The sequence below is a fragment of the Phormidium sp. FACHB-1136 genome, from assembly GCF_014697375.1.
Lineage (GTDB): Bacteria > Cyanobacteriota > Cyanobacteriia > Phormidesmidales > Phormidesmidaceae > Nodosilinea.
The window spans coordinates 1-25,481 of sequence record NZ_JACJRS010000050.1 but is presented as its reverse complement, the minus strand read 5'-3'; the positions used below and the strand labels follow the sequence as shown (position 1 = coordinate 25,481).

At 56.9% G+C, this 25,481-nt stretch carries 23 protein-coding genes; 11 read left to right on the top strand and 12 right to left on the bottom strand.

The window, feature by feature from the left end; all coding sequences use genetic code 11:
* The 3 genes from H6G62_RS15620 to H6G62_RS15610 all read left to right on the top strand — a co-directional run bounded on the left by H6G62_RS15620 (position 1) and on the right by H6G62_RS15610 (position 1,897).
* Positions 1-447, top strand: coding sequence for an ArsC/Spx/MgsR family protein (locus tag H6G62_RS15620; RefSeq protein WP_242052092.1), 447 nt, complete (start codon positions 1-3; stop codon positions 445-447).
* Between the two features lie 75 nt (positions 448-522).
* Positions 523-1,131, top strand: a complete 609-nt coding sequence (locus H6G62_RS15615; protein ID WP_242052090.1) for a class I SAM-dependent methyltransferase — start codon at positions 523-525, stop codon at positions 1,129-1,131.
* A gap of 67 nt (positions 1,132-1,198) precedes the next feature.
* A complete protein-coding gene (locus H6G62_RS15610) occupies positions 1,199-1,897 on the top strand; it encodes a Uma2 family endonuclease (protein ID WP_190496763.1) in 699 nt (232 codons plus the stop codon).
* On the opposite strand, the gene modB is transcribed toward H6G62_RS15610, so the two are convergent.
* From modB to H6G62_RS15595, 3 genes are all read right to left on the bottom strand, one after another.
* Positions 1,894-3,834: a molybdate ABC transporter permease subunit gene (gene modB / locus H6G62_RS15605; RefSeq protein ID WP_190496761.1), complete on the bottom strand. Its 1,941-nt coding sequence runs from the start codon at positions 3,832-3,834 to the stop codon at positions 1,894-1,896. The genes H6G62_RS15610 and modB overlap by 4 nt on opposite strands.
* Positions 3,835-3,851: 17 nt before the next feature.
* Positions 3,852-4,691: a molybdate ABC transporter substrate-binding protein gene (gene modA / locus H6G62_RS15600; RefSeq protein ID WP_199325022.1), complete on the bottom strand. Its 840-nt coding sequence runs from the start codon at positions 4,689-4,691 to the stop codon at positions 3,852-3,854.
* Between the two features lie 164 nt (positions 4,692-4,855).
* A complete protein-coding gene (locus H6G62_RS15595; RefSeq protein WP_190496759.1) occupies positions 4,856-5,065 on the bottom strand; it encodes a TOBE domain-containing protein in 210 nt (69 codons plus the stop codon).
* A 160-nt stretch (positions 5,066-5,225) separates the two neighbouring features.
* On the opposite strand from H6G62_RS15595, the gene H6G62_RS15590 reads away from it, so the two are divergent.
* A complete protein-coding gene (locus tag H6G62_RS15590; RefSeq protein ID WP_190496757.1) occupies positions 5,226-6,374 on the top strand; it encodes a substrate-binding domain-containing protein in 1,149 nt (382 codons plus the stop codon).
* Here H6G62_RS15590 and rnc read toward each other — a convergent pair.
* Positions 6,353-7,006, bottom strand: a complete 654-nt coding sequence (gene rnc / locus H6G62_RS15585; RefSeq protein ID WP_190496754.1) for a ribonuclease III — start codon at positions 7,004-7,006, stop codon at positions 6,353-6,355. The genes H6G62_RS15590 and rnc overlap by 22 nt on opposite strands.
* 159 nt (positions 7,007-7,165) lie before the next feature.
* Here rnc and H6G62_RS15580 point away from each other — a divergent pair, with 159 nt between their 5' ends.
* The gene (locus tag H6G62_RS15580; protein WP_190496752.1) at positions 7,166-8,002 is read left to right on the top strand and encodes a DUF6671 family protein; all 837 of its coding nucleotides are present in this window, start codon (positions 7,166-7,168) and stop codon (positions 8,000-8,002) included.
* Between the two features lie 83 nt (positions 8,003-8,085).
* On the opposite strand, the gene H6G62_RS15575 is transcribed toward H6G62_RS15580, so the two are convergent.
* Together H6G62_RS15575 and H6G62_RS28625 are read right to left on the bottom strand one after the other, a co-directional pair.
* Positions 8,086-8,847: a hypothetical protein gene (locus H6G62_RS15575; protein ID WP_190496751.1), complete on the bottom strand. Its 762-nt coding sequence runs from the start codon at positions 8,845-8,847 to the stop codon at positions 8,086-8,088.
* A gap of 260 nt (positions 8,848-9,107) precedes the next feature.
* Positions 9,108-9,398 carry a Nif11-like leader peptide family RiPP precursor gene (locus H6G62_RS28625; RefSeq protein WP_190496750.1) on the bottom strand — a complete coding sequence of 97 codons (291 nt, stop codon included), beginning with the start codon at positions 9,396-9,398 and terminating at the stop codon, positions 9,108-9,110.
* 640 nt (positions 9,399-10,038) lie between these two features.
* On the opposite strand from H6G62_RS28625, the gene H6G62_RS15565 reads away from it, so the two are divergent.
* Complete coding sequence (locus H6G62_RS15565; RefSeq protein WP_190496747.1) at positions 10,039-12,537, top strand: ATP-dependent Clp protease ATP-binding subunit; 2,499 nt, start codon at positions 10,039-10,041, stop codon at positions 12,535-12,537.
* Between the two features lie 280 nt (positions 12,538-12,817).
* On the opposite strand, the gene H6G62_RS15560 is transcribed toward H6G62_RS15565, so the two are convergent.
* The 5 genes from H6G62_RS15560 to H6G62_RS15540 all read right to left on the bottom strand — a co-directional run bounded on the left by H6G62_RS15560 (position 12,818) and on the right by H6G62_RS15540 (position 17,613).
* On the bottom strand, positions 12,818-13,228 hold the full coding sequence (locus H6G62_RS15560; protein WP_190496745.1) for a hypothetical protein: 411 nt from the start codon (positions 13,226-13,228) through the stop codon (positions 12,818-12,820).
* A gap of 7 nt (positions 13,229-13,235) precedes the next feature.
* Positions 13,236-14,252: a hypothetical protein gene (locus tag H6G62_RS15555; protein WP_242052087.1), complete on the bottom strand. Its 1,017-nt coding sequence runs from the start codon at positions 14,250-14,252 to the stop codon at positions 13,236-13,238.
* 96 nt (positions 14,253-14,348) lie between these two features.
* Positions 14,349-16,511 carry a family 10 glycosylhydrolase gene (locus tag H6G62_RS15550; RefSeq protein ID WP_190496741.1) on the bottom strand — a complete coding sequence of 721 codons (2,163 nt, stop codon included), beginning with the start codon at positions 16,509-16,511 and terminating at the stop codon, positions 14,349-14,351.
* 190 nt (positions 16,512-16,701) lie between these two features.
* Positions 16,702-17,046 carry a translation initiation factor gene (locus tag H6G62_RS15545; protein WP_190496739.1) on the bottom strand — a complete coding sequence of 115 codons (345 nt, stop codon included), beginning with the start codon at positions 17,044-17,046 and terminating at the stop codon, positions 16,702-16,704.
* A 300-nt stretch (positions 17,047-17,346) separates the two neighbouring features.
* Complete coding sequence (locus H6G62_RS15540; protein WP_190496737.1) at positions 17,347-17,613, bottom strand: DUF370 domain-containing protein; 267 nt, start codon at positions 17,611-17,613, stop codon at positions 17,347-17,349.
* A 314-nt stretch (positions 17,614-17,927) separates the two neighbouring features.
* Between H6G62_RS15540 and H6G62_RS15535 the strand changes: the two genes are divergently transcribed.
* The 5 genes from H6G62_RS15535 (at position 17,928) to H6G62_RS15515 (ending at position 25,290) form a co-directional block, all read left to right on the top strand.
* Positions 17,928-19,679 (top strand): NFACT RNA binding domain-containing protein, encoded by a 1,752-nt coding sequence (locus H6G62_RS15535; RefSeq protein WP_190496735.1) that lies wholly within the window; start codon positions 17,928-17,930, stop codon positions 19,677-19,679.
* A gap of 369 nt (positions 19,680-20,048) precedes the next feature.
* Positions 20,049-21,560, top strand: a complete 1,512-nt coding sequence (locus tag H6G62_RS15530) for a UbiD family decarboxylase (RefSeq protein WP_190496733.1) — start codon at positions 20,049-20,051, stop codon at positions 21,558-21,560.
* 224 nt (positions 21,561-21,784) lie between these two features.
* Positions 21,785-23,845 (top strand): glycosyltransferase family 39 protein, encoded by a 2,061-nt coding sequence (locus H6G62_RS15525; RefSeq protein WP_190496731.1) that lies wholly within the window; start codon positions 21,785-21,787, stop codon positions 23,843-23,845.
* A gap of 253 nt (positions 23,846-24,098) precedes the next feature.
* Positions 24,099-24,668: a class I SAM-dependent methyltransferase gene (locus H6G62_RS15520; RefSeq protein WP_242052079.1), complete on the top strand. Its 570-nt coding sequence runs from the start codon at positions 24,099-24,101 to the stop codon at positions 24,666-24,668.
* 19 nt (positions 24,669-24,687) lie between these two features.
* A complete protein-coding gene (locus H6G62_RS15515) occupies positions 24,688-25,290 on the top strand; it encodes a glycosyltransferase family 2 protein (RefSeq protein ID WP_190496729.1) in 603 nt (200 codons plus the stop codon).
* A 7-nt stretch (positions 25,291-25,297) separates the two neighbouring features.
* Here H6G62_RS15515 and H6G62_RS15510 read toward each other — a convergent pair.
* A partial coding sequence (locus H6G62_RS15510; protein WP_190492888.1) for a hypothetical protein occupies positions 25,298-25,481 on the bottom strand: 184 nt, incomplete at its 5' end.

Sequence of the window (25,481 nt, the reverse complement as noted above, 5' to 3'; positions counted from 1 at the left end):
ATGATGACGACGGTAATTTTTTATGAAAAAGCAGGTTGCATCAACAATACTAAGCAAAAAGCTCTGCTGAAAGCGGCGGGGCACCGGGTAATTGCCCGTAATCTATTGCTTGAGTCTTGGACCTATGATCGCCTGCGTCCCTTCTTTGGTGATCTGCCTGTGGCACAGTGGTTTAATACCACCGCCCCTGCCATCACCAGCGGTCTGATTGTGCCCCAGGATTTGGGCGTTGAAATCGCCCTAGAATTGATGTTGCTCGATCCAATTTTAATTCGTCGTCCTTTAATCAAGGTGGGTAAAGAATGCCATGTTGGCTTTGATCTGGATTTTATTGAGCAGTGGATCGGCCTCAACACCGCCCTCGCCCTGCACCAGGCCAAGGAGCGACCCGACCTAGAAACCTGCCCTCGTGCCAAGCCTGCCCAACCCAACCCAAGGAGGGGCTAGCCTAGCCCAACCACAATGTGTGATTTTTTAAACCGCTGGCCCCACGCCCATAGTCCAACACTAGCGGGAGGATCGATGGATTTTGAAACCCGATGGAGTCAGTATTACCAAGCGGTGGAGGGGCGACCGCCTCGGTCAACGCTGACCAGGGCACTGGAATGCTATGCCGCCGATGCCGAACCCCTGCCCCCTTTTGCGGTGGATTTGGGCTGTGGCGATGGGCGCGATACGGTGGAACTGCTGCGCCAGGGTTGGCGGGTGCTGGCCATTGACGGCGAGCCCGAAGCCATTACCCGCCTGCGGCAACGGGAGGATTGCGACCGCACCTACCTCGAAACCCGCGTGCAACGGTTTGAAAGCCTCACCCTGCCCCCGGATGTCAGCCTAATCAACGCTAGCTTTTGCTTGCCCTTTTGTCCCCCAGAGCAGTTCCCCCACCTGTGGGAAGAAATTGTGGTGGCCCTGGCACCGGGGGGGCGATTCTGCGGTCAACTCTTTGGCGACCAAGACTCCTGGGCCGCCTACCCCAACCTCACCCACCACCGCCGCGACCAGGTAGCGGATCTCCTCGCCCCCTTCACCGTGGAGTGGTTGGAGGAGGAAAACCACCCCGGCCAAACCGCCCTCGGCGAAGAGAAACACTGGCACATTTTCCAAATTGTGGCCCGCAAACAAGCCCAGTAATGCGACCCAGCCAACTCCGCGATCTCCTGGTATACTAGAACTACTTAGCCTAGGGGAAGGCTGTCCTATGGTGATGACCGCACAGCAACTGGCCGACCTGATGCCAGATGCCACCCAATTGGAGAGCAATGAGCCGGAGATGGAAAGTTCGTTGCACTATGCCCAACTGGCGCTGCTGGTGGCCTGTTTAGATTGGCTCTGGCGTGATCGCGATGACTATTTCATCGGGGCCAACTTAACCATCTATTTCAGCCGCGAACAGCTTAAAAATCGAGACTTCAGGGGGCCAGATTTCTTCCTGGTGAACCGTACCCAAAAGCGACCTCGGCGGTCTTGGGTGGTGTGGGAAGAGGGGGGCCAGTACCCGGATTTGATTATTGAACTGCTGTCAAACTCCACCGCCAAAACCGACCGTACCCTAAAAAAGCTGCTCTACCAAGATCGCTTTCGGACTCCAGAATATTTTCTATTCTCCCCAGAAACCCAGGAATTCGCCGGATATCACCTGGTGGATCAGCAATACCAAGCCATTCAACCCAATGCCGAGGGGCACCTCTGGAGTCAGGTCTTGGGCCTATCCCTAGGCGTACAGGCAGGGCAACTGCGCTACTTCACCGAGCTAGGGCATCTGATTCCGACCCCAGAGGAAGCGGCCCAGCAGGCTCAGCAGCAGGCCCAGCAGGCCCAGCAAGCGGCTCAGCAGGAACGAGATCGGGCGGATCGGTTGGCGGCTCAGCTACGCCAGTTGGGGATTGATCCGGACTAGCCCTGGGTTTTGGCGTAGGCTGGCACATCGTTCACGGTTGGGATGCTGAACGGCGGCTGATCGCTCAGCAACAGGATTCGCTCTGGGGCGAGATGAATGTGCCAGGGCTGGGGGTGTTGATTCAGGGTTTGCCATTTTTCTTTAAACACCTCCACCTGGAGATCGTAGGGAAAGTCCCCCTGGTTGGGGGCCATGTCAGGGGTTGGGGGGCGGTGGAGCTTGAGAAATAGCGTCATCCGGTGCGGGGTTTCGCTGGTGGAGACCACCCAGGCCGGGAAGGTGTTGGGACGGTGGGGGCTATCCACAAACTCCACCTGATGCGCCCGGAAGCCCACCTGACTGAGATCGATGGGAATGACCTCGGCGACGGTGAGGGTGCAGCCCCAGTCTTCGGCCTGGAGGGTGTGGGGCGAGAGGGGGATGGCCCTAGAAAAGTTCTTGCATCCAGTAATTTGGGCGGCGATCACACTGCCCGGTCGCTCAAACACCTGGTGGCGGGTGCCGTGGGCCACGGGTTGCCCCGCCGCCATCACCATCACCTGGGGACAGACCCGAAACACCTCTTCCAAATTGTGGGTGACAAAGAGGGCAATACCGGGATAGGTGGCCAGGGTTTTGATCAACTGCTGCTCCACCTGGCTGCGCAGGTAGGTATCCAAAGCCGATAGGGGTTCATCCAGCAGCAGCACCTCTGGGTTGGGGGCCAAGGCACGGGCCAGGGCCACCCGCTGCTGTTGTCCGCCGGAAATTTGCTGGGGATAGCGATTACCCAAGCCCTGCAAGTGCATCACCTCCAGCCACCAACTAATCCGCTGCCATCGCTCTAGTTTGGGCAGATGCTGCAAGCCAAAGCCAATGTTTTCCGCCAGGGTGAGGTGGGGAAAGAGGGCATAGGTTTGAAACAGCAGCCCCACCCGCCGCTGCCGACTGGGGAGGTTGATGCCACGATCCCGATCAAACAACACTCGCCCATTCAGCACAATTCGCCCCCGATCCGGCGTTTCCACCCCGGCAATGCAGCGCAGGGTCATCGATTTGCCCGACCCCGATGCCCCCAAAATGCCTAGCGCATCGGGGCCAGCGGTGAAGCGCACCGTCAGGGGAAAGGTGGCTAACGCTTTGTGAATATCTACCTCTAGGGTCGCGGGCCAGGAGGGCGATTCAGGCATTCGGGTGTTCGTTGTCAGGGAGCCTGGGATGAAGGCTGGTGTCATTGATGCGGGGGGGATGGGGGCTGGCTTCAGGAGATCCACCGTTGGGTGAGCCGTCGTCTGCCGTCGTTGCCGCTGGGCCTGCCAAGCATTCGCCGTCACCAGGCCCGACAACGACACCACTAGAATGATGCCCACCCACGTCCAAGCCTGGGCCATCGCCCCCGATTGCACTGCAAAGTAAATCGCCATCGGCATGGTTTGGGTGCGGCCTGGAATGTTCCCTGCCACCATCAAGGTGGCCCCAAATTCCCCCAGGGCACGGGCAAAGGATAGGGTCATCCCTGCCAACAAACCGGGCACCGACAGGGGCAACAAAATTCGCCCAAAGATCCGCCATTCCCCCGCCCCCAGGGTTCGCGCCACCTGGGGCAGCGCCCGATCCACCTGTTCAAACGCCCCCAGGGCCGTGCGATACATCAACGGAAAGGCCACCACCGTCGCACTCATTACCGCCCCATACCAGGTAAACACGATTCGCCAGCCCAAGGATTCCAGCAGGGGAGCCAAGGGGCCACTGCGCCCAAACAGCACCAGCAGCAAAAAACCCACCACCGTAGGCGGCAACACCAGGGGCGCAATAAACAGCCCCTCCAGCACCGACTTACCGGGGCCACGGTAGCCCAGCATCCCGTAGGCGGCGGCAATGCCAAGGAAAAAGGCAAAGATCGTGGCTAGGCCAGCCACCTTGAGGGAAATCCAGAGCGGGGTTAGGTCAGCGGGCATGGGGCGACATCCAAGGCTTAGTCTAGGACGGTGAAACCATGATCGATAAAGACGGCCCTGGCGGCCTCGCTAGAGAGATAGTCCACCCAGGCGAGGGCTGCCTCTGGGTGGGCTGTATCGTTGACCACGGCCACGGGGTAAACAATCGGATCATGGAGGGTATTAGCGGCGATGGCCGCTACTGTCACCTGGTCAGAGGTAGCGGCATCGGTGGCAAACAAAATCCCAGCCTCCACGTTATTAGAGGCCACAGCAGCCAGCACCTCGCGCACCGTATTGGCGAAAATCAGCTTGGGGCGAACGTCCTCTAAAATGCCCAGGTTGCCCAACACCTGCTCGGCATATTGTCCGGCGGGCACACTGCCAAAATCCCCCACGGAAATTTGCTGCACCTCTGCCTGGGTGAGGTCATTAAACTCCGTTAGGCCCAGGGTAGAGGTACTAGGCACGACCAGCACCAACTGATTGCCTAGGAGATTCTGGCGGCTATCCGGTCGCAGATATCCCCCCGCTTCCAGGGCCTCAATCTGGGATGTCCCCGCCGAGAAGAACACATCAATCGGTGCGCCCTGCTCAATCTGCTGTTGCAACTGCCCTGATGCGGCAAAGGTATAACCCAGGGCAATATCCGGGTGCGCCGCCTCAAAGGCGGGCTGAATGTCCTCCATCGCCCCCTGCAAACTGGCCGCCGCCCCCACCAGCAGCGTCACCGGATCACCCTCCCCTACGGGTGAAGTTAGCGGGGCATCCACCACCGAATCATTGGGCCGACAAGCGCTACCCAAGACCACGCTCAGCCCTAAAATGCCTATCCACGGTAAAACCTGCCGTTTGGCCATCGCAGTATTAGACGTCATGCGCCAATATTTTGGACATAGGTCAACTTTGCTTGCCAATCCTGAAAAAGCTGTATCAGGGCGCACTGGGCAAGGACTTGCAATAAACCGCTACAGGCGGCTAGTTCCCAGACGGATGACGGTTTACGGCCACGGTATTGTCCTCACCCACTGACCGATCAACGCTAATCTACGGCCAGCATAATATTGGAGGCTTTCACCATGGCGTAGATCTCCTTACCCTCCGCCAGTTCCATCGCCTCAGCGGAAGCCTTGGTAATCATCGACACGACTTCCACACCGGGAGCCACTTCAACGACGACCTCAGTATTGACGGTGCCCATCGTCAGACTTTTGATCGTGCCTTTCAGGTTATTGCGAGCGCTAACTTTCATATCATCCTCCGGGCCATATGCCAGTATTCTTTAACTATGACAACTTTACTGGCATGACCCAGAAAGAATGTCACCTAAAGTACGGAGTTGAGTGGAATATCAGTCGGATTCAGGGAACGGTGACAGACTCTATACTGGCTACCAGGTCGTGGGTGGGGGGATGTCGGTGAAGGATGAGTTACGTAATGGCCTGAGGTCAACCCGTCTGCGCCTGGGTCTAAGCCAGCAAGACTTGGCCACCATGGCCGGGGTGAGTCGTCAAACGATTAGCAGTGTTGAATCGGGGCAAGCGGCGTTATCTGTCACGGTGGCCCTGCGCTTGGCCAAAGCCTTGGGGTGTCAGGTCGAAGATTTATTCTGGCTCGAACCAGATTTAGCCACGCTGGAGGCCACCCCCACGGCGACCCTACCCACCGGAAAACCTGTGCCCGTTAGCCTGGTCAACGTGGGTGAAAAGTGGGTGGCCCATCCCTTAGTAGGCAATGATGCCTTTCGGGTCGAACTCATTCCTGCCGATGGGGAAGCCCTTCGCCAACCCCAGCAAGATACCCTCACCGTTACCCTACTCGATGATCCGGGCAACCTGGCCAATACCGTGGCCGTGGCAGGCTGTGCTCCGGCCCTGTCTCTTTGGGCGCAGGCAGCGGAACGATGGCACCCCGGTCTACGGGTTCACCTCAGCTTTGCCAACAGCACCGAAGCCCTAGACCGACTGGCCCGTGGCGAAGTCCACATTGCCGGGGTGCATCTCTATTGCCCCAAAACCGAAACCTTTAACCTGCCCTTTGTGCAATGCGCCCTTCCCCACCAGGGAGCGGTGCTGATCAACCTGGGGATTTGGGATGAGGGGTTGTTGCTGGCACCGGGCAACCCCAAGGGCATCCAGAGGATCACCGACCTGGCTCGGCCTGATGTGGTTTTGGTGAACCGAGAACCAGGGGCCGGGAGCCGGGAACTCCTAGATCAGGCTCTAGCAGCGGCCAAGGTATCCCCCCAGGCGGTGCAGGGGTTTGATCGGGTGGTGTTTTCTCACCAGGCCGTGGCCCAGGCCATTGCCCAAGGTCAGGCCGATGTGGGCGTCAGTGCGGCCTCCATTGCCACCACCTATAACCTGGCGTTTCTGCCCCTGCGCCAGTCCCGCTACGACCTCGTCACCCTCAAAGCCTACCTGGAGGAACCCACTGTGCAGCAGTTGCTGGGCACCCTCAGCCATCGTCGGGTGATCTCTCAGATTAAACGGCTAGGCGGCTATGATACCCACCTCACCGGGGAAGTGGTAGCCACCACTCATGGCGATAGGTTGAAGTGACGCAGAGCCTCTAGGGCGGCTTGCTTACGGGCGTCTTTCTTCCGGCGTCCTTGGCCCACGCCATAGCCTTGGCCGTTAATATACACCCCGATTTCAAAGACCTTGGCATTATCAGGGCCAGCCGCGCTCAATTCCCGATACTCTGGCAACCCCCCAAAATGGGCCTGCACAAACTCCTGAAGCGTACTCACGGGATCGGTGGGCGGTAACGCCATCACCTGATTCACCAGCGGGCCAAAAATCGCTTGAACATAGGCGTAGGTCGCCTGAATTCCCGCATCTAGTCGATAGGCTCCAATCAACGCCTCAAAGGCATCGGACTGCACACTGGCATTACTACGCTCATGCTGGGCACCATGGCCTAAACGCAGCCGTTCCGGTAACCCCATAGCCACCGCTATCGCCGCGAGCTGACCTTGATCCACCAGTTGATCACACCGCTTCGACATCTCTCCTTCATCCATGGTGGGGTATTGTTCAAACAACAAATCGCGCACCACAAATTCGATAATGCTGTCGCCTAAGAATTCCAGCCTTTCATTATCATCTGTACCGTTTTCCCTAGCGTAGGATCGGTGGGTAAGGGCTTGCTGAAGTAACCGTTTGTTCTTGAAATCAGGAATGCTCATCATCAATTTTGGTATTATCTGCCACGGAGATAGCCGGGATGACTACTCTACATTGGGTTTGTAATCTACCGCAGGAGATTGTTACGAGGCGATGGCCGGGGGGAGAGGTGCGGCTGGAGCAAGGCGTTGTCGTAGGCTGAGACGGAGTCGATCCCTAATCCCATGACCGACCTATTCACCCATCGGGTGGCTGTCCTCGCCACCATGCACCGCAAAGAGCAGGTCATCGCCCCCCTCCTCGAAACGCAACTGGGCCTCACCGTCACCGTGCCCGCTGGGTTTGATACCGACGGCTTCGGCACCTTCACCGGGGAAGTGAAGCGCCCCGCCGACCAGCTTTCCACCGCCCGCATCAAGGCCGCCGCTGCCCTAGATCGCACCGGAGCCACCCTAGCCATCGCCAGTGAGGGCAGCTTTGGGCCACACCCTCACATCCCCTTTGTGCCCTGCAACCGCGAACTAGTGGTGCTGATCGACCGTCAGCATGGCCTAGAAATTGTGGGCGAATGCCTCTCCACCGAGACCAATTATCGCCAGCAGCAGATTCGGAGCTGGCAAGACGCAGAAGCCTTTGCCGCCACGGTGGACTTCCCCAGCCACGGGCTGATCGTTCGAGCGGATGGAACCGTCCTCGCCAAGGGCATCACTACTAAAGCAACATTATCAACAGCAGTAGACACCGCCCTGCACCAAGCCGCCACCGTCCAACTTGAAACGGACATGCGCGCCCTCTACAACCCAACCCGCATGGCGGTGATTGCCCAGGCCACCGAGGATTTGCTGCGGGCCATTGCCCAAACCTGCCCAAATTGCGCCTGTCCCGGCTTTCGGGAGGTGAAACGCTGGCCCGGTTTGCCCTGTGGTCTCTGCGGCACCCCTACCCTCCTAACGGCGTTGATTCGAGACCAATGCCAGCGCTGCGATCACTATCACGATCATCCTCCCGCCGATATGCCGCCTAAAGCCGACCCCAGCCACTGCCCCTACTGCAATCCCTAATGCTGTCAGCCCCCTCTTCCATCGGCATGACGACAGTGTTCTAGCCATCAGAATCAGGGGTTGAGCCCATGGGATGACACACCCTAGGGCGAAAACTCATACTCCCGCATTTCCAAGCGGCAGTTGTCCTCTTGATTTAGGGCGCGCATGATGGGGTTAATATCGCGAAATCCTTCCCCGCCCCGCTGTTCTAAGGAATCGGAAAATCGATCCACAAACTTGACGACACAGGAGTTAGAACTGGTGGCAAGCTGGCCTAGGGCTGTCTGGGCACTATTGATATCCCAGGCGGCAACGGCCCCGTGGAGCTGTTCCCAGGCGCGGTCGTCGCGGGTGGTGGTGGCGACCTGAAGTTGGTAGCGCTCCAAAATGCTGAAGGCTAACCAAAAACTGAGCCCCAGGATGGTGGCCACCCCCATTGCGAGGAGACACCCTGCCCAGGGGGCTTTTCTGACAGGGCGATCAACCTGGGGTTCGCCCTGTTTGGCGAGTTGACCATAGTAGGTCACAAAGGGCGGCATCTGATCGATAAACCAGACCTCCAGGCCGCTGCCTTTGAGGCGTTCGGCCATGGCATAGGCGGCATCCCACTGCTGATCGGGGGTGAGTCCGGCAATGACGGGTTTTTGGTCGGGGAAATGGCCCCACTGCACCTGGAGATCCTCGGCGGCGGTTTGAAGGGCCGCTTCGGTGAGGGTGTGTACACAGTAGACGAGGTAGTCCTGGGTCAGAATGTCCACTTTTTTCCCGCTGGGCACTGGCACCTGACAGTAAACATCATGCCCATGCTGCTCCAGCCAGCGGGATAGAAAGGACTGTAGGGTCTCTAAATTGGGAAACTCCATAGACGGGGTGGGGCTACCGATGGGATAAACCGCAGGATGACCTCCTCAAGCTGACCTTCTAAAGATGATCGCCTAGATAGCCACTTAAAAGGTGAAGAAGGCACGGTTTGCCCTACATCTTATTGCGCATTGCGTCAGGTGGCACACGCATTCCGCAGGCTGCAACCCGACGACCCATCCGCTGGAGAGGCGGGCTGCTGTGAGCCAAGGACTCAAGGATGATCCCCTAGCGTCCTTGGCTCCCCTAGGGACGCGATCCCCTAGTGGTGAGAGGGCGCATCGCCGCTGAAGGGCTGCACCCCGGTGGCCGGGTAGTTGTCGTGACTGGGGCTAAAGAGTTCTAGGATGGCCTCCACCAAGTCCCCAAAAAAGCCCCGTTGCGCCTTCAGTTCCGGGATGGCCTCGCGGACATGATCCGGGGAAAACGCAAAGCCCTGGGTTTCCCCCAGGTTAATTAAATCGCTGGCTTGTTCTGCCCCTTGCACCTGGCTTTTAAGCGCAGGGTCGGTGGCCGCTTGCTGGAGAAACGAGAGCGCATTTTCTTTGGACATACCGTTTCACTTCCATGACCTAACAGTGTGGAGCGCAGAGCGCTATACCCCTAGTGTTACGCTGCCATGACAAATTCAGTGGTCTTCCTCAACACAACCTTGCATTTCTTGAAACGGGTTCATTGAAGCGCTACCCCGATTCTGGCCCCACCCTTCCCTGCCATGCTGGCTGATTCGCTATTTCTTGCCGATTTTTCCTTCAGCAAACCTTGATTTGAGCGGGATCTAAGGATTTGCACAACGGTCTTCCACCCGCTAGACTTGTATTAAGCAATGTAAATAAACTTTTAAGGAAAAATATTTGTGCCACCGCTGCCTTTCCCTAGTCCGTAGGTTTTGGCCTTTCCCAAGGGCGGTCTTGGTCACCCCTATGGCCCTCGCCCGCTGCCCAGGTGTCCCTCGCCTTCCGCCGCTCCCATGCCGAATCTATCGTAGGTATCTAAATTTACCTACCTAGAGCGACGGTTCTCCCCACCTTCACCGGGGATCTGGTTACGTAAAGTATTACTAAGGCTCTGGGTCACCCGCCTTGCTTTTGTCTCGACATGGCCAATGCTGGCGTCTCTCTTCCTCCCTAAGGCGTGGTTTAGCCCGCACCGGCCTTTCTTCCCTCTCACCGCCCTCAATCCCCTAGGTTGCCATGTTTGAACATTTTACGAATACAGCGATTGCGGTCATCATGAAAGCCCAGGAGGAGGCCCGCCGCCTACGCCACAACTTTGTGGGTACGGAGCAACTCCTGTTAGGTCTCATCAAAGAGGACAATACGGTTTCCGCTAGGGTACTCGGCGACTTTGGCATCACCCTCGCCGATGCCCGCACCGAAGTCGAAGCCATCATTGGCCGAGGCAGTGGCAGTGTACCGCCCGAAATTCCCTTCACTCCCAAGGTGAAGCAGGTGTTTGAGCAAGCCTTTCAGGAGGCCCGCAAGTTGGATGCCGCCTACATCGAGCCGGAGCACCTGCTGCTCAGCCTCACCCAAAACACCGAAAGCGTGGCCTATCGGGTCATTAGCAACCTGGGCGTGGATCCGGGCAAGGTGAGGACGCGGGTGATTCAAGAACTGGGCGAAGTGGCCTCTATGCCAGTGGGACGGGGTGGCCGGGATCGCGACCGGGAGGACAGCCGCAAAAAGGGCAAGATCCTGTCTGAGTTTGGTAACGATCTCACCGCCCTCGCCGCCCAGGGCAAAATTGACCCCGTGGTGGGTCGGGCCAAGGAAATTGAGCGGGTGGTGCAGATCCTCGGTCGTCGCACCAAGAATAACCCCATCCTAGTGGGCGAACCGGGGGTAGGCAAAACCGCCATCGCCGAAGGGCTGGCCCAGCGCATCGTCAACCAAGATGTGCCCGAAGCCCTGCTGACCAAACGGGTGATCAGCCTGGATATGGGTTCTATGGTGGCGGGTACTCGCTTCCGGGGAGACTTTGAGGAACGCCTCACCCAACTGGTGGAAGAGGTGCGCCAAGACCCCGATGTGGTGCTGGTGATCGACGAAATTCATACCCTGATTGGGGCCGGATCCCTGGAGGGGGGCATGGACGCCGCCAACCTGCTGAAGCCAGCCCTCGCCCGTGGGGAAATGCAGTGCATTGGGGCCACCACCCTCGATGAATTCCGCAAATACATCGAGCGGGACGCTGCCTTGGAACGCCGCTTCCAGCCCGTCACCGTCAGCCCGCCCTCGGTGCCCGAAACCATCGAAATTCTCCAGGGCATCCGCAGCCGCTACGAGCAATTCCACCAGGTCACCATCACCGACGAGGCCATCGAAGCCGCTGCCAAACTGTCGGATCGCTATATTTCCGACCGCCACCTGCCCGACAAAGCCATCGACCTGATCGACGAAGCCGGATCCCAGGTGAAGCTACGCTGTGCACCGAAGTATCCCTCCAAGGAACTCAAGCAGCAACTCCGCCAGGTGAACAAAGACCTAGATGCCGCCATCGAGCTGCAAGACTTTGGTAAGGCCAAGGCGCTGCAAGGGGAACGTCAGGCATTGCTAAGCCAAATTCAGGCCGAGGTGCCGGAATACGCCGAAGCCGCCGCCGAAGTGTCCCAGTCTATCTCTGCGGCCCTGCCTGTGGTAGATGAGGAAAGCATTGCCAACGTGGTTGCCGCCTGGACGGGCATTCCCGTTAACCGCATGACCGAAACCGAAGCGGTGCGCCTGATCCACATGGAAGAGATCCTCCACGAGCGGGTAGTGGGCCAACACGAGGCCGTGGTTGCCGCCGCCAAGGCCATCCGGCGGGCGCGTTCCGGCCTCTCCAGTGCCGACCGCCCCATTGCCAGCCTAGTGTTCGCAGGGCCAACCGGGGTGGGCAAAACCGAACTCTCCAAAGCCCTCGCCGTGGCGCTGTTCGGGTCCGAAGAGGCGATGATTCGCCTGGATATGTCGGAATACATGGAAAGCCACACGGTCTCTAAGCTGATCGGATCTCCTCCCGGCTTTGTAGGCTACGACGAAGGGGGCCAACTCACCGAAGCCGTGCGCCGCAAGCCCTACACCGTCATCCTGATGGACGAAATCGAGAAAGCTCACCCCGACGTGTTTAACCTGCTGTTGCAGGTGCTCGATGACGGCATTCTGTCCGACGCCAAGGGCCGCACCGTCAGCTTCAAGAACACCCTGATCATCCTCACCTCCAATATTGGCTCCCAGGTGATCGAAAAGGGCGGCAACAGCCTCGGTTTCGATATGGCTACCGATGCCGCCAACAGCCAGTACAACAACATCCGCAACCTGGTGAATGAGGAAATGAAGCAGTATTTCCGCCCGGAACTGCTGAACCGCCTCGATGAGATCATCGTCTTCCGCCAGCTCAGCCGCGAAGAGGTGAACCAAATCGCCGATCTGATGCTGGATCAGGTGAACAAGCGCTTGGCCGACCGCCAAATGCAAGTCACCCTATCCGATGCCTTCCGCGACAAGCTGGCCCAAGCCGGATACGACCAGCGCTACGGGGCTCGTCCCATGCGCCGCGCCATCGCCCGCCTGGTGGAAGACACCCTCGCCGAAGCCATGCTGGCCGGAACCCTGGAGGAAGGCGATAAGGTACTGCTGGATGTAGATAGCGAGGGCAATCCCCAGGTTAAGCCCGCCCAACAGGCAGCTCTCGTTGGTTCTAGCCAATAACAGTAGTCCAACATTTATTTGCCCAGCCTGACCCCTGCCCCTCGTTTCCGCCTGCCTGTCTAGGCAAGGGAACGGGGGCTATGCCGGGGGCGCTACCAATCACCAAGGAGGTCTCCTCACCCCTACGATTTGTTGAGCCAGGAATCGGAGTTTTCCAATTCGGATTGGGTATAAAACCCTCTTACTTTAACGAACCCGTGCCCCCCTCCCTAACCATTCATCACCCATCCCCAAAAGCTAAGCCACCGCCACCGAGATAGCTACCCCCGTAGGCCAGTCCCTAAACCGCCCCAGGAGCATGGGGCATATCAGGATTATCCTGGACGCGCTGGATAGCTTGGGCAATTTCCTCCTCCGCCCAGCCCTGGCGTTGCAGACGGCGTTGGAGTTGGTCATCGTTGGCCCCCGCTTGCAGGGCACGGCTCACGTAGGTGGTCAGGGCATCTATTTGGGGACTAGATTCGGGCTGGGTAGGCGCGTGACGGCCACGGATCGCCTGCCAAAGCGTCGTCATTATCCAGCCCATCCCAAAGGCAAGGGCTACCCAAAACACACCGCCAATCCCCAGGGTGCAAACGACGGAGAAAAAGAACAAGGTTCCTGCTGCACTGGGGCCGAGCAAAATCACTAAACCACCCACAACAACAAAGCTACCTAATACCGTGTTGAGTACAATTTTAGAGAAGGGCATCACATCCTCACAGCCGATTATCAAGGGCAATTTCCCAATAGCGCACTAGACCAATTACCAATGCCATGTAACAGGGAATGGCAAAGGCAATTTCAATCGGTGCGTTAATGATGGGAATGGTAAAACCCGAAAAATTGGCAATGGCACTTGGCCCATAGACTCGAATACCATTCACGAACAAATAGTATTCAATGGGTAGGGCAATGGCGGTGCAAATAGACAGGGCAATCACAAACCGTGTGGCGATGGGATAATGGGGAAAAAAGCGATAAACCAATATGGCCGTTACGGCAATGACCCCGACCCAAATTCCGGTCATGATAAAGCTGATGTCATGAAAGATAAAAGACCAACGGGGAAAGCCTGCATTGACGACCATCGGTTCTACCATCACCTCAAACATAAAAATGGCCAGGGCTGTCATGGCAATGCCCCTAGCCCAGCGGATTTTCTTGAGGGGAATCAGTAACTTGTCCTCAAGCACAAACCCCCAGTACTTATAAAATCCAATCACTAATCCGGCGAAGACAGGCACATAGTAGGTGAGTTCGATGGGGACATTGGCAAGGGTGAGGCCACTCAGGGACGCTAAAACTTCTGGCGCATAGCTGCGAATGTCAATGTTGACCACCCAAATTTCTAGGGGCAAGGTGAGCACGATTAGGATGCCTAAATACAGCAGAAACCGCTTCCATTCTCGCCAACTGGGTAGCAGTTTATCCACAATTTCCACGACGCCAAGAAAGAGAATGCTCCAGCCGATAGTCAAAATCCAGCTTACATCGTGATATAGATAAGCCCAGGGGCCAAGGTGAGTATTGCGCCACATGGGAGCGGTGAATAGCTCAAAAATCAACACCCCCAACGCCATAATGCCAAAGCGGGCCAAGATTTGGGTCTGGATTTTGCTCAGAACCCACAGCCCCAAACCTACCGCGACAAAGACAACCGCCTGAAAGAATAAGGTGGCCGAAGTCGGTGTTTTTTCAAAGGCACAATGGCCCAATAGCCAGAGAGAATCCATGACGAGCATCGTTATCGGCCTCCTGTTGGGTTACCCGTTGCCAAGGCTAAAGTGAATGGTGTCCCATGGGTACACCGCTGTGAGCCCTACGAGTGCCTATCCTCCCGAACGTAGGTGACTCTGGGTGAGGCGATCCCGCAGAATGCGCCCCCGCATCCGTGGCCCAGGTGGCCCGCTGGGGCGGGAGGCCACGCTGGCAAAGGCTTGCTGAAATCCGGTGACGCGGTCTTCGCGACGTTCGCGGGGGGCGGGCATCCACAGGGATTCGTAGAAGAAAAAGGACATGCCGGAAAAACGGCGATCCCGAACGGCCTTAATTTGGTCGCCAATGTGATCCATCCCGACGGGGGCGGCGCGGAGACCGCTGAGAATGCCAACATTGGTGGAAATTTTTCGCAGAGAGGCCTGCATGTAGGGCTTGTTCATTTCCCAGATGAAACGGTTTTGGTCGCTGCGGTAAATCTGCACAATCAGTTCATCCACAATGCCCCGGTTCACCCAGGCGGGCCAGTCTTGCAGGTAGTTCACATAGGCAAAGGGGTGGGGATTCGGCGAAATAGAAATTACCGCATTGGGCCGACGAGCCTTCACCATTTGGTAGACCTCTGCCAAGAAATCGGAGATTTTGTTGGCCCGCCACGCCACCCATTCCGGGTCTTGGTAGTTGGCCGGGGGCTCCTGGCCGTTGTGTTCAGATTTGTAGAGGTTGATGGTGTAGGGGTCGTAGCCAAATTCCACGGGCAGGCCCAGGTGGTCGTCAAACTGGAAGCCGTCCACCTCGTAGTTGCTCACCAGTTCGTTGATGAGCTGCAACAAAAACCGCTTGGCCTGGGGATGGAAGGGGCTCAGCCAGCGACGGGGTAGGCGGCCTCCCTCTAGCCAAATACCGGGATCGGCGAGGACTTCCGGTGGTAGACCGTTCTCTGGGCTGTCTTGTTTGCCTTGGCTCCCCCCTCGGCCTAGGGCCTGCATTTTTTGCCGACTGGCTTCCTCGGTGGGGGTAAGGTCGCGACTTTTGAGCACCCCAGCGTCGGCCCCTGGCTTGGGCTGGGACTTATCGGATTCGAAATCTTCAGCAGAGGGCTCCACCCGCTTGTGGGTAAACCAGTCGGGATGGCGACGGTAGAGGTCGTAGGGTTCGGGGGTCATAAAGCCAAACTCGAACCAGGGAATCACTGCCATACCCTTGGCGTGGCCCAGGTCTACCGCCTCTAGCATCATGTCCCGTGCCCCTTCCACAGCCCCTCGCTGGGGTGCCCTGAGGTCGGCATAGAGGTGTTGACTGACGCCCAGTTCCCGCTCGGCGACCCGGCTGGGATACAGGGTATAGCCCCAGTTCCAAGCCACAGGGTATAGGGTGTTGAAGTTCAAGGCAGCCAGTTGATCCACCCCGGCAGTCAGGGATTCCGTGGAAAATAGAACCTGACTGTCGATGTTGGTGAGCCAGACCCCACGGGTTTCCGCTAGGGGCACGGGCACGATTTCGGGTGGAGCGGCCATAGCCACCCAGTCCGCATCAATCCACTGTCGCAACGTAAGGTTGGGATCGGCGCGACAGATCAACGCTGCCGCCTCGCCACGGGTGAGCCGCTGGGTTGAATGGAGCCGATTTCCTTCGGGATAGTTGACCACCATGCCCTGGGCCAAGGCCGCAGCTACCCCCTCCCGCGCATAGGTAGGTACCTGCGCTCCATCCACCAGGGTGTTGTCAATCAGGGTATTTGCCGCAATTTGATGGTTCAATCCCAGCTTTGCCGCCAGGGCCATGATGCCCTCCGCCCGCACTAGGGGCCGATCCGGCTGGTAATACTGGCTAGGGTAGTGAGAGGCTACGGTAGGGGCAGTCGTTAACCCCAGGGCTTTTTCCAGTGGATTCGCCCAGCCGCCCGCTTCCCCCGGCGGAATGAGCCGATTCAGCCAAGCCACATAGTCGCCCCACAGAATCGGCTGATCGGGATAAAACCGGGCGCTGTCATCGGCAGTGATCATCCGGGCTTGGGCCAGAGCCGTTATGCAATCCTTGGCCCAGTGTTGGCGAATGTCAATGGGAATCACCGGAGGCGGGGGCAGTATAGGCTCCGCCGTGGGCAAGTCTTGGGCCAAGGGGGGGCTAGCGGTTGCAGAAATCTGTGCCCCAGCTTGATCCGACAACGCCCACAGCGGTAGGCCACTTTGCAGCCCTAGCACCACCACCAAGGCCATCGCAAAGCTACCTAGCCGCCGCCAAGTCTTCCGTTGCCCTATCCATCCCATGCCCATCGGTGCTCCTTAAAATGCTGGAAATCCTTACGGTTTGCGTTTGGTCTGACCCCTGATCGGTGCGTCCCAGGGGGGATCACCCCTGGCCCCCTGGCGAAGGGGGGAACAGATTTAGCATTCTTTGAAACGTAGGAAAATACCTTCAAAGTTCCCCTTTTCAAGGGGGATTTAGGGGGATCGCCAACCCTCATTACCCGCCGCTGCGCTTTACCTGATAGCCCTTCGTCGCCAAAAGTTCCAGCAACTTTTGGGCATGGTCACCCTGAATTTCGATGCTGTCCTCCTTGGCGGTGCCCCCGCTGCCACACTGGGCCTTCAGGTGTTTGGCCAGGGTATTCAGGGTGTTGGATGTATGCTGAAAGCCGCTGATGATGGTGACGGTTTTGCCACCTCGGCCCTTCCGGCTCACCTCCACCCTGAGGGTTTGCTGATTGGGAGGTCGATCCGGTACCGCCCTAGCCATGGGGTCGGCAGGGCCAAATTCCCGATACACAGCCCGATCTCCACCCTCACCGGATGCCTTACGTTTGCCCATCGCGATTGCCTCAAACTGCTTGAGTTATATCACGTCCTCCCCCCCCTCTACCCTGGGCGCGAAACCTGGCTCTATATCGCGCTTCCAAGGAGCTATCGGGGCTGGTTACATGGTTTGGAATATGCCCGTCCTCAAGCCGTTGTTTGATCGGGTGGGTCTAGAACTGGGTAAGGCGGCACGGATGGCCAACCGGAACAAGAATCGGAGAAAATTCTGGATCGTCAGTTTTGACCCAGGGAGAATGACACAGATCGAAAGGAGCGGCTGTTTGAATGCTCGGCTTGGGAAACAGGGGTTGAACTAATTTTTGGGATCGCCACTGTCCTTGCCGCCCACAAAGCGATGGGACACCGTTTCGGGCTGAATAGCGGATAAAATAGTGTGGCCTGAATCGGTAATAATGACGGCACGGGTGCGGCGGCCATAGGTGGCGTCTACCAGTTGTCCCCGTTCGCGGGCATCGCTAATGATGCGCTTGATGGGGGCCGATTCGGGGCTGACGATGGCAATCACTCGATTGGCGGACACAATATTGCCGAAGCCGATATTGATGAGCTTGATGTCCATAATGAATAGGTGGTGGGGGCAATGAACCGGGGGCAGACCACAGGGGCGCTAAGGCTAGGCTAGGAACGAGGCGCTAAGGCTAGGCTTTAGCGGGCATTGTCGAACAAAGCCGTCTATTATGCCTAGAATTGAGCCTATTGCTCATACTAACGAATTGCCAGGGATGCGGGGGGAATGTCCGGCTAAATTTCAGAATTTAGGCGGTTTCGTACACTGGACTACATCTCCCTAGGGCTAAAGCCTTGGGGCTGGCGATCTGCCCCCCTAGCGCCTGAACCCCTGCGGCCCCTATCGCGGCCAAGCCGAGGAAACCCATGCAACCCGTTGACTTCACAACCCTAATGGCCGTCTGCCACGACCTGCGGGCCAACTGGCTACCCGCCCGCTGCGAACAGGTGGTGCAGTGCGATACAGCCACCCTCGCTATCGGCCTACGTACCCTAGATCGGCGGGGTTGGCTGACGGTGTCTTGGCATCCCCAGGCGGCGCGGCTGCACCTGGGCGAGGCTCCCCCAAAAGGGCCAGATACCTTTACCTTTAGCCAGCAGCTCAAACATCAGTTGAATCAATTAGCGCTAGTGGCCATTGAACCCGTGGCCCCCTGGGAACGGGCGCTGGATTTGCAGTTTGGCCGTCGTCCCGGAGATCCGCCCCAGTGGCATCTGTACGTGGAAATCATGGGCAAGTACAGCAACGTAATTTTGGCCAACGACCAGAATCAAATCGTCACCGCCGCCCACCAGGTCAGCGATCAACAGTCGCGGGTGCGCCCGATTCAAACCGGGGATCCCTACGTGCTGCCCCCGGCGATGATGAACACCCTGCCCAGCCTCAGCGAATCCCAACCAAGCTGGCAGGATCGGGTAACTCTAGTGCCCAGCACCCTGAAAAAAATGCTGATGCAGAGCTATGGTGGCCTCAGTTCGGCCCTGGTGGCAACCTTGGTGGCAGCGGCGCAACTTAGTCCTAACCAACCCGCTGAGGAACTGACCCAGGCCGATTGGGATCGGCTCTTTACGGTGTGGCAACGCTGGCTGATGGCCCTGGAGAAGGGGCAGTTTTTCCCTGGCCGCACCGCCACGGGGTATACACTGCTGGACTGGGATGCCCTCGCCCCCGTTGATGACCTCCACGGTCTGCTGAACAACTATTACCGAGATGAACTGAATCGGCAGGGGTTTGACCGTCTGAAAAACCAGCTTCAGCAGAAACTAAAAGGCCACCTCGAAAAGCTGGGCCAAAAGGCCGACACCTTTCGCCAGCGGTTGGATCAATCCGCCCAGGCCGAAGATCTGCGGCAGCAGGCCGATTTGTTGATGACCTATAACCACCAGTGGGTACCGGGCCTTACCGCCATGACCCTCACCGACTTTGAGACAGGCGCACCCGTCACGATTGCCATTGACCCCGACAAAACCGCCATTCAGCAGGCCCAGCGCCTCTACAAACAGCACCAAAAACTAAAGCGGGCTAAGGATAAGGTAATGCCCCTGCTCAACGAAGTGGAGGCCGAACTGAACTACCTCGAACAGGTGGATGATGCCCTGGGCCAAATTGCCAGCTACGGCGAACCCACCGACCTAGAAGCCCTCACCGATATTCGCGACGAACTGGTGCAACAGGGCTACCTCGCCTCCCCGGACTATCGCCCCAATGATCGCCGCAACCCCACCGACGCCTTTCGCCAGTTGCAAACCCCCGATGGTCTGGCGGTGCTAGTGGGCCGAAACAATCGCCAAAACGACCTGCTGATTTCCACCGTCGCCACCGACTACGACCTCTGGTTTCACACCCAGGAAATCCCCGGTAGCCATGTGCTGCTGCGCCTGGGGGCAGGCCAAGTGCCCAGCGAAACCGACCTGCAATTTGTCGCCAACATCGCCGCCTACTTCAGCCGCGCCCGCCAATCCGACCAAGTGCCCGTTATCTATACCCAGCCTCGCCATGTGTATAAGCCCAAAGGCGCTCGCCCCGGCATGGTAATCTACAAGCACGAAACCGTTCTGTGGGGCCAACCCCAGCGCCTACGTCAGTCGCCGCCCACTCCGGTTGCTGGCCAAGCCTAGGACAGCGCCATCCGACTAAGTACATTTGCTCATCAGCCCAGGTTATCGAACCCGGACATATCGACTAGAGATTTTGTAAAGAGAAATCTGTACTTGTTGTTACAATAGATGATGGAGGAGATGAGAGCCCTCCCACGGAAGCCACTCCTGGCGCATAGGCTTTGAGGCGGTTTCCTCCAAATTGAGAGAACAACATAGGTATTCAAGATTACCTGCATCGGCTTCGAGAGAGGCCGATTTTTTTATGGGTTGCGTTCCATCCTAGCGCGTCCTATCCGCAGGGGTTGAGAACCCATAGCACCCAACGGAATCTAGCCGCGAACTCACCCTGTCCGCCATAATGAACATGGCCCTTCACACTTGTTCACAATGGCGCGAGACCTTCGGCAGTTTTTAAACCTCCTGGAAGACCGGGGACAGTTGCGGCGCATTACCACCCCGGTGGATCCCTATCTGGAGGTGTCGGAAATTGCCAATCGCCTCTTGTTGGGTGGTGGGCCTGCCCTGCTGTTTGAAAACGTCAAGGGAGCCTCTATGCCCCTGGCCATCAACGTGTTGGGCACCGTGGAGCGAGTCTGTTGGGCCATGAATATGGAACATCCCCAGGAACTCGAAGCCCTCGGCGATAAGTTGGCCCTGCTGTATCAGCCTCGTCCGCCCAAGACGGTTTCCCAGGCGGTGGAGATGGGCAAGGCGCTGTTTGATGTGGTGAAGGCCAAGCCCATGCGGGATTTGCTGCCCCCTTGTCAGCAGGTGGTGCTGAAGGATGAGGCGGTGGATCTGACCCAAATCCCGATGCTGCACGTCTATCCCGGCGATGCGGGTAAGGTGCTGACCCTGGGGCTGATGATCACGAAGGATCCCGAAAGCGGCATTCCCAACGTGGGGGTGTATCGGCTGCAACTACAATCCAAAAACACCATGACCGTGCAGTGGCTCTCGGTGCGGGGCTGTAGTCGGCACCTGCGCAAGGCGGCGGAGATGGGCAAAAAGCTGGAGGTGGCCATCGCCATCGGCGTCGATCCCCTGGTGATTCTGGCGGCGGCAACGCCCCTCCCCATTGACCTGTCTGAATGGCTGTTTGCCGGACTCTACGCCGGGAAGGGCGTGCATCTGGCCAAGTGTAAAACCGTGGATCTCGAAGTCCCCGCTGACTCAGAAATCGTCCTGGAAGGCACCATCACCCCTGGGGAAACGGCGGTGGATGGCCCCGCTGGCGACCACATCGGCTACTACGGCGGCGTCAACGAAGCGGCCCCGCTGCTGCGCTTCCACTGCGTTACCCACCGCAAAGATCCCATTTATATGACCACTTTCAGCGGTCGGCCCCCCAAGGAAGACGCCATGATGGCCATCGCCCTCAACCGCATCTACACCCCCATCCTGCGCCAGCAAGTGCCGGAAATTAAGGATTTCTTCTTGCCGATGGAGGGGCTGAGCTACAAAGCCGCTGTCCTTTCCATCGAGAAAACCTACCCCGGACAGGCCAAACGCGCCGCCCTCGCCTTTTGGTCGGCCCTGCCCCAGTTCAACTACACCAAGTTTGTAATTGTGGTGGATGAGTCTATCAATATCCGCGATCCGCGTCAGGTGATGTGGGCTGTGACCTCCAAGGTTGATCCGGTGCGGGATGTGTTCATTCTGCCCAATAACCCCTTTGATAAGCTCGACTTTGCCACCGAGCGGCCCGGACTCGGTAGCCGCATGGGCATCGACGCCACCACCAAGGTCTACCCCGAAACCGACCGCCCCTGGAGCGAGGAGCTGGTGCCCGACACCGACACCGCTGCCCTAGTGGATCGCCGCTGGGCCGAGTATGGCCTGGGCGACCTCAACCTAGGCGACGTGGATCCCAACCTGTTTGGCTACGACATCCGCTGAGGATCAAAAATCCAAGGCAGAATGTCCGTCCCGACGGTTCACGACCAGTTTTTTGGCTTGACCGACCAGCTTTGCATCTGCTTGAGGCCATCGCCCCAGCGTTTTCTTAAGTCTGATGTTGACAAGGGTTGTGGCGGCAGGGTGATGTTAGCCTAATCCAGAAGAGACTACCCCACGGATGCTGATCCAAACCTGGGCAGAGAGTATGGATTGAGCACGTCCCTATGACCTTGGCGCTAATTCCCTTGGTAACGGCCTTGATGACGGGCTGGTTGCTGTGGCTGTTGATCGATCTTGATACGGAGGCACCCCACGGTATCGGCTTGGCGTTGGTCAAAGCCCTAATGATTCAAGCCCTGATTACCCTGGTGTTGAACGAAATGCTGAGTTTGGGGAATGCTCTGACTCGGCCCAACGTTGCCCTGGCATGGCTGATCGTCACGGTTATCCAAGGGGGACTGGTGGCGCATCGGGTAGGCTATTGTTTTCGGAGCTTGGGGAGTTCACTCCATCGCGGGATACGTTCTTACCTCAGTCTTTTGTCCGGCCTAGATGGGCTAGATCGGCTGATGGCTGGGGGCATCGTCCTGGTTTTGGCTACCACCCTGGCAACGGCCCTGATCGCCCCTCCCAACAATTGGGATAGCATGACCTACCACCTGCCCAGGGTGATGCACTGGCTCCAAAACCAAAGCGTGGCCCACTACCCCACCGCCATTTTGCGGCAGATATCCTTCCCTCCCGGCAATGCGGCGTTGATCAGCCATCTGCAATTGCTGGGCGGCGGCGATTATGGCGTTAATTTGGTGCAGTGGTTGGCCTTTGTGGGCGGCTTAGTCGTCATCTCAGGGCTCACGCAGGCCCTTGTTCCCCTGCCCCATCATCCCTGGTTGGGGGCGGTGCTGTACCTCAGCATTCCTATGGCGCTGATGCAGGCTCCCACCACTCAAAACGACCTGCTGACGGCCTTTTGGCTCAGTGCCTATGCCTTCTTTATCCTGGTGCCCACGCGCTACAAAACCTGGGATTTGGTATGGATTGCGATCTCCCTGGGCTTGGCCATGGCCACCAAACCCACCGCCTTTCTCTATGGGTTTCCCTTGGGGATGGTGTTTGCCACCAAACTCCTGCTGGGCCAGCCTGGGACGGAAACTGGATTCCGCCGCCGCTGGTTTTGGAACTTAGGCCAAGGTAGCCTCGTCCTCCTGGGATCTTTGGGGCTGTCCCTGGGGACATTCCTCCGCAACTATCAAACCTTTGGCAACGTCCTCGGCGATGACCAGGGCACACGGGTGGATGCACCTGGGCTAAAGGTACTGATCTCGAACAGCCTGAAATTGCTCTACATCAACCTGCCCATCCCCCCCGTTAAAACCCTCAACGTATTCGTCCACAACCTGATCGGCTATGACCTCTACAGCCCCAATTCAGACTTGACCGTCTCCCTCTTAACCCAGCCGGGGATTAAGTTTTTGGCCCCCCATGAAGACTTTGTGGGTGCGCCGATCCACAGCCTACTCTTCGGCCTAGGAGTTAGCCTGCTGGGCTGGGCCTGGTGGCAACAGAGAAAACACCGTCCCGCCCTGATGGGGTTAATCTCTCTGATGGGGTCTGTGTTGGCCAGTTTAGGGCTATTTTGCTTACTGCTGAAGTGGAGCCCGTGGCACAATCGACTCCTGGTGCCCTTGGTCATTCTCGCCGTGCCAATCATGGCCTTTGGGGCAGGTTGGCTCTTCAAACCGAGAAGCCAGCGCTGGCTGATGACCTTGCTCCTGTCCATGGCCCTAGCCTATAGTCTTACGCCTCTGCGTCGTCCTATCTTGCCCCTGCCCATCCTGTCTGAGACCCAACGGCTTGAGCAATCACCATCTATTTTGACCCTAGAACGGCAGGCGATGTACTTTAGTGGGGCGAGGAAAGAAATGGCCATCCCCTACCAACAGGCCACGGCGGCCATTCTGCAAAAGCAGTGTAAACGGGTGGGTTTAGCCCTGGGCGATGGCGACTATTGGGAATATCCATTCTGGGTTCTCCTTAACTCACCCCAGGGCCGCATCAATCCACCGCAGGTTTACCTGAAGCACGTTGGTATTACTAACGTATCAGCATCCCTACCAGAATTATTCCCCGATACTGACCTCTGTGCCGTCATTGCCCTACAGCCCGCCACCGATTCATTGCCTGGTGGCATCCCTACAAACTGGCAAACCTGGTATGAAACTATAATCCAGTCACCAGGAGAAAACCGAGAATCTTACCGATTGACGGTACTAGGGCAACCATAGTCCACACCCCATCCGCCCATAGCCTGACTATTTGGTACATCGTTAAGTGGCATCTCAAGGAGGCAGTACAGAGACTTGGATATCAAGAAACAGGTGCAACTGAGTTTCTAATTTGGAGAGTAATTCAGAGAGATGATACTAAAGCCTGAAATAACAAGTTCCAGATTCTTATGCTACTGCCCCTTTCACCTTATTTTGACGATTTCTACCGTTCACTCAACTCGTACTAGTTCATCAAAATAAACACTACCTAATGACAATGAAAGAAGAACCCATCTTAGAACCTATTCTCAGATATTTTAGGCTATCCAAAGTCTTGAGACACATTCCTCACAATGTCGTTGTTTTGGATATTGGCTGCGGTACTAAAGCCACTTTCTTGCGCCACATTTCTCCTCGCATTCGACAAGGTATTGGAGTAGATTTTAAAGTCGATCCATTTGAATCGGGAAATATCACTGTATCGCCGCTTCACTTTAGTGGTCAACTACCTTTTTCAGATGCCACCTTTGATGTAGTGACTATGCTAGCAGTGCTCGAGCATATTGAACATGAATCTGCAATGGTTACGGAAGTCTATCGTGTTTTAGTGCCGGGTGGGAAGCTTGTTTTAACAGTGCCTTCAGTGTGGGCACAGCCTGTCCTAGAGTTTTTAGCCTATCGTCTTAAGATTGTGAGCGAGGATGAGATTCGTGATCACAAACGCTATTACAATCGCCAAAAACTCTATCAAATCTTAATAAAAAAAGGTGGGTTTAGTGACTTTAATCATCAATATTTTCAACTGAGAATGAACAACTTTTGTACCGTCAATAAACAGTAGCAAGGATGATGAAATAATTATGAAACTAACGGTTATCATTCCTTGTTTTAACGAAGTTAGCACTATTCAACAGGTGGTTGATGCGGTAAGACAGTCTCCTGTTAAAAACTGCGAGATTATCATTGTTGACGATGGTTCTACTGATGGTACTCGCGAGATCCTAAAGCAGGATATTGCCTCGCAGGTGGATCAGATCATTTACCACGCCAAAAATCAGGGCAAGGGTTCAGCCCTCAGGAGTGGGTTTGCTGCCGCAACTGGAGACATTGTCATTGTTCAAGATGCTGATCTAGAATATGATCCTCAGGAATTTCCTCGCATGATTGATCCAATTATTAGTGGTAAGGCAGACGTTGTATTCGGCTCGCGATTTCAGGGTGGGGCACCTCATCGGGTCGTGTATTACTGGCATATGGTGGGTAACACTTTCCTGACGACACTATCCAACATGCTCACCAATATCAACCTGACCGATATGGAAACCTGCTATAAAGCTTTCCGGCGAGAAATCATTCAGTCTATTCGCATCTGCGAAAATCGTTTTGGGTTTGAACCTGAAATTACCGCCAAGGTTGCTAAGTTAAATTGCCGCATCTACGAAGTGGGAATTCTGACTGCCTGACACATCTTTATGCCGCCTCCCAGGGGGGCAATTGACATCGTATGGACTGGATCCTAGAGAACCAGATGCGGTCATAGTACTGGTCTTCGGCGTTTTTAGAGGCAAAGCAGGGTTCAGGGTCAACGGTGAGCAGGGGGATGGGTTGGAGCAACGGACGCCCTTTGTTGACGGCACCCTTGAGCCAGCGGAGG

Coding starts and splice junctions, on each gene's coding strand:
- H6G62_RS15515 (WP_190496729.1), top strand. CDS start 24,688: ATGAAACTAACGGTTATCATTCCTTGTTTTAACGAAGTTAGCACTATT.
- H6G62_RS15550 (WP_190496741.1), bottom strand. CDS start 16,511: ATGGGCATGGGATGGATAGGGCAACGGAAGACTTGGCGGCGGCTAGGT.
- H6G62_RS15530 (WP_190496733.1), top strand. CDS start 20,049: ATGGCGCGAGACCTTCGGCAGTTTTTAAACCTCCTGGAAGACCGGGGA.
- H6G62_RS15555 (WP_242052087.1), bottom strand. CDS start 14,252: ATGGATTCTCTCTGGCTATTGGGCCATTGTGCCTTTGAAAAAACACCG.
- H6G62_RS15540 (WP_190496737.1), bottom strand. CDS start 17,613: ATGGACATCAAGCTCATCAATATCGGCTTCGGCAATATTGTGTCCGCC.
- H6G62_RS15590 (WP_190496757.1), top strand. CDS start 5,226: ATGTCGGTGAAGGATGAGTTACGTAATGGCCTGAGGTCAACCCGTCTG.
- H6G62_RS15620 (WP_242052092.1), top strand. CDS start 1: ATGATGACGACGGTAATTTTTTATGAAAAAGCAGGTTGCATCAACAAT.
- H6G62_RS15610 (WP_190496763.1), top strand. CDS start 1,199: ATGGTGATGACCGCACAGCAACTGGCCGACCTGATGCCAGATGCCACC.
- modA (WP_199325022.1), bottom strand. CDS start 4,691: ATGACGTCTAATACTGCGATGGCCAAACGGCAGGTTTTACCGTGGATA.
- rnc (WP_190496754.1), bottom strand. CDS start 7,006: ATGATGAGCATTCCTGATTTCAAGAACAAACGGTTACTTCAGCAAGCC.
- H6G62_RS15535 (WP_190496735.1), top strand. CDS start 17,928: ATGCAACCCGTTGACTTCACAACCCTAATGGCCGTCTGCCACGACCTG.
- H6G62_RS15520 (WP_242052079.1), top strand. CDS start 24,099: ATGACAATGAAAGAAGAACCCATCTTAGAACCTATTCTCAGATATTTT.
- H6G62_RS15565 (WP_190496747.1), top strand. CDS start 10,039: ATGTTTGAACATTTTACGAATACAGCGATTGCGGTCATCATGAAAGCC.
- H6G62_RS15575 (WP_190496751.1), bottom strand. CDS start 8,847: ATGGAGTTTCCCAATTTAGAGACCCTACAGTCCTTTCTATCCCGCTGG.
- H6G62_RS15525 (WP_190496731.1), top strand. CDS start 21,785: ATGACCTTGGCGCTAATTCCCTTGGTAACGGCCTTGATGACGGGCTGG.
- modB (WP_190496761.1), bottom strand. CDS start 3,834: ATGCCCGCTGACCTAACCCCGCTCTGGATTTCCCTCAAGGTGGCTGGC.
- H6G62_RS15560 (WP_190496745.1), bottom strand. CDS start 13,228: ATGCCCTTCTCTAAAATTGTACTCAACACGGTATTAGGTAGCTTTGTT.
- H6G62_RS28625 (WP_190496750.1), bottom strand. CDS start 9,398: ATGTCCAAAGAAAATGCGCTCTCGTTTCTCCAGCAAGCGGCCACCGAC.
- H6G62_RS15545 (WP_190496739.1), bottom strand. CDS start 17,046: ATGGGCAAACGTAAGGCATCCGGTGAGGGTGGAGATCGGGCTGTGTAT.
- H6G62_RS15595 (WP_190496759.1), bottom strand. CDS start 5,065: ATGAAAGTTAGCGCTCGCAATAACCTGAAAGGCACGATCAAAAGTCTG.
- H6G62_RS15615 (WP_242052090.1), top strand. CDS start 523: ATGGATTTTGAAACCCGATGGAGTCAGTATTACCAAGCGGTGGAGGGG.
- H6G62_RS15580 (WP_190496752.1), top strand. CDS start 7,166: ATGACCGACCTATTCACCCATCGGGTGGCTGTCCTCGCCACCATGCAC.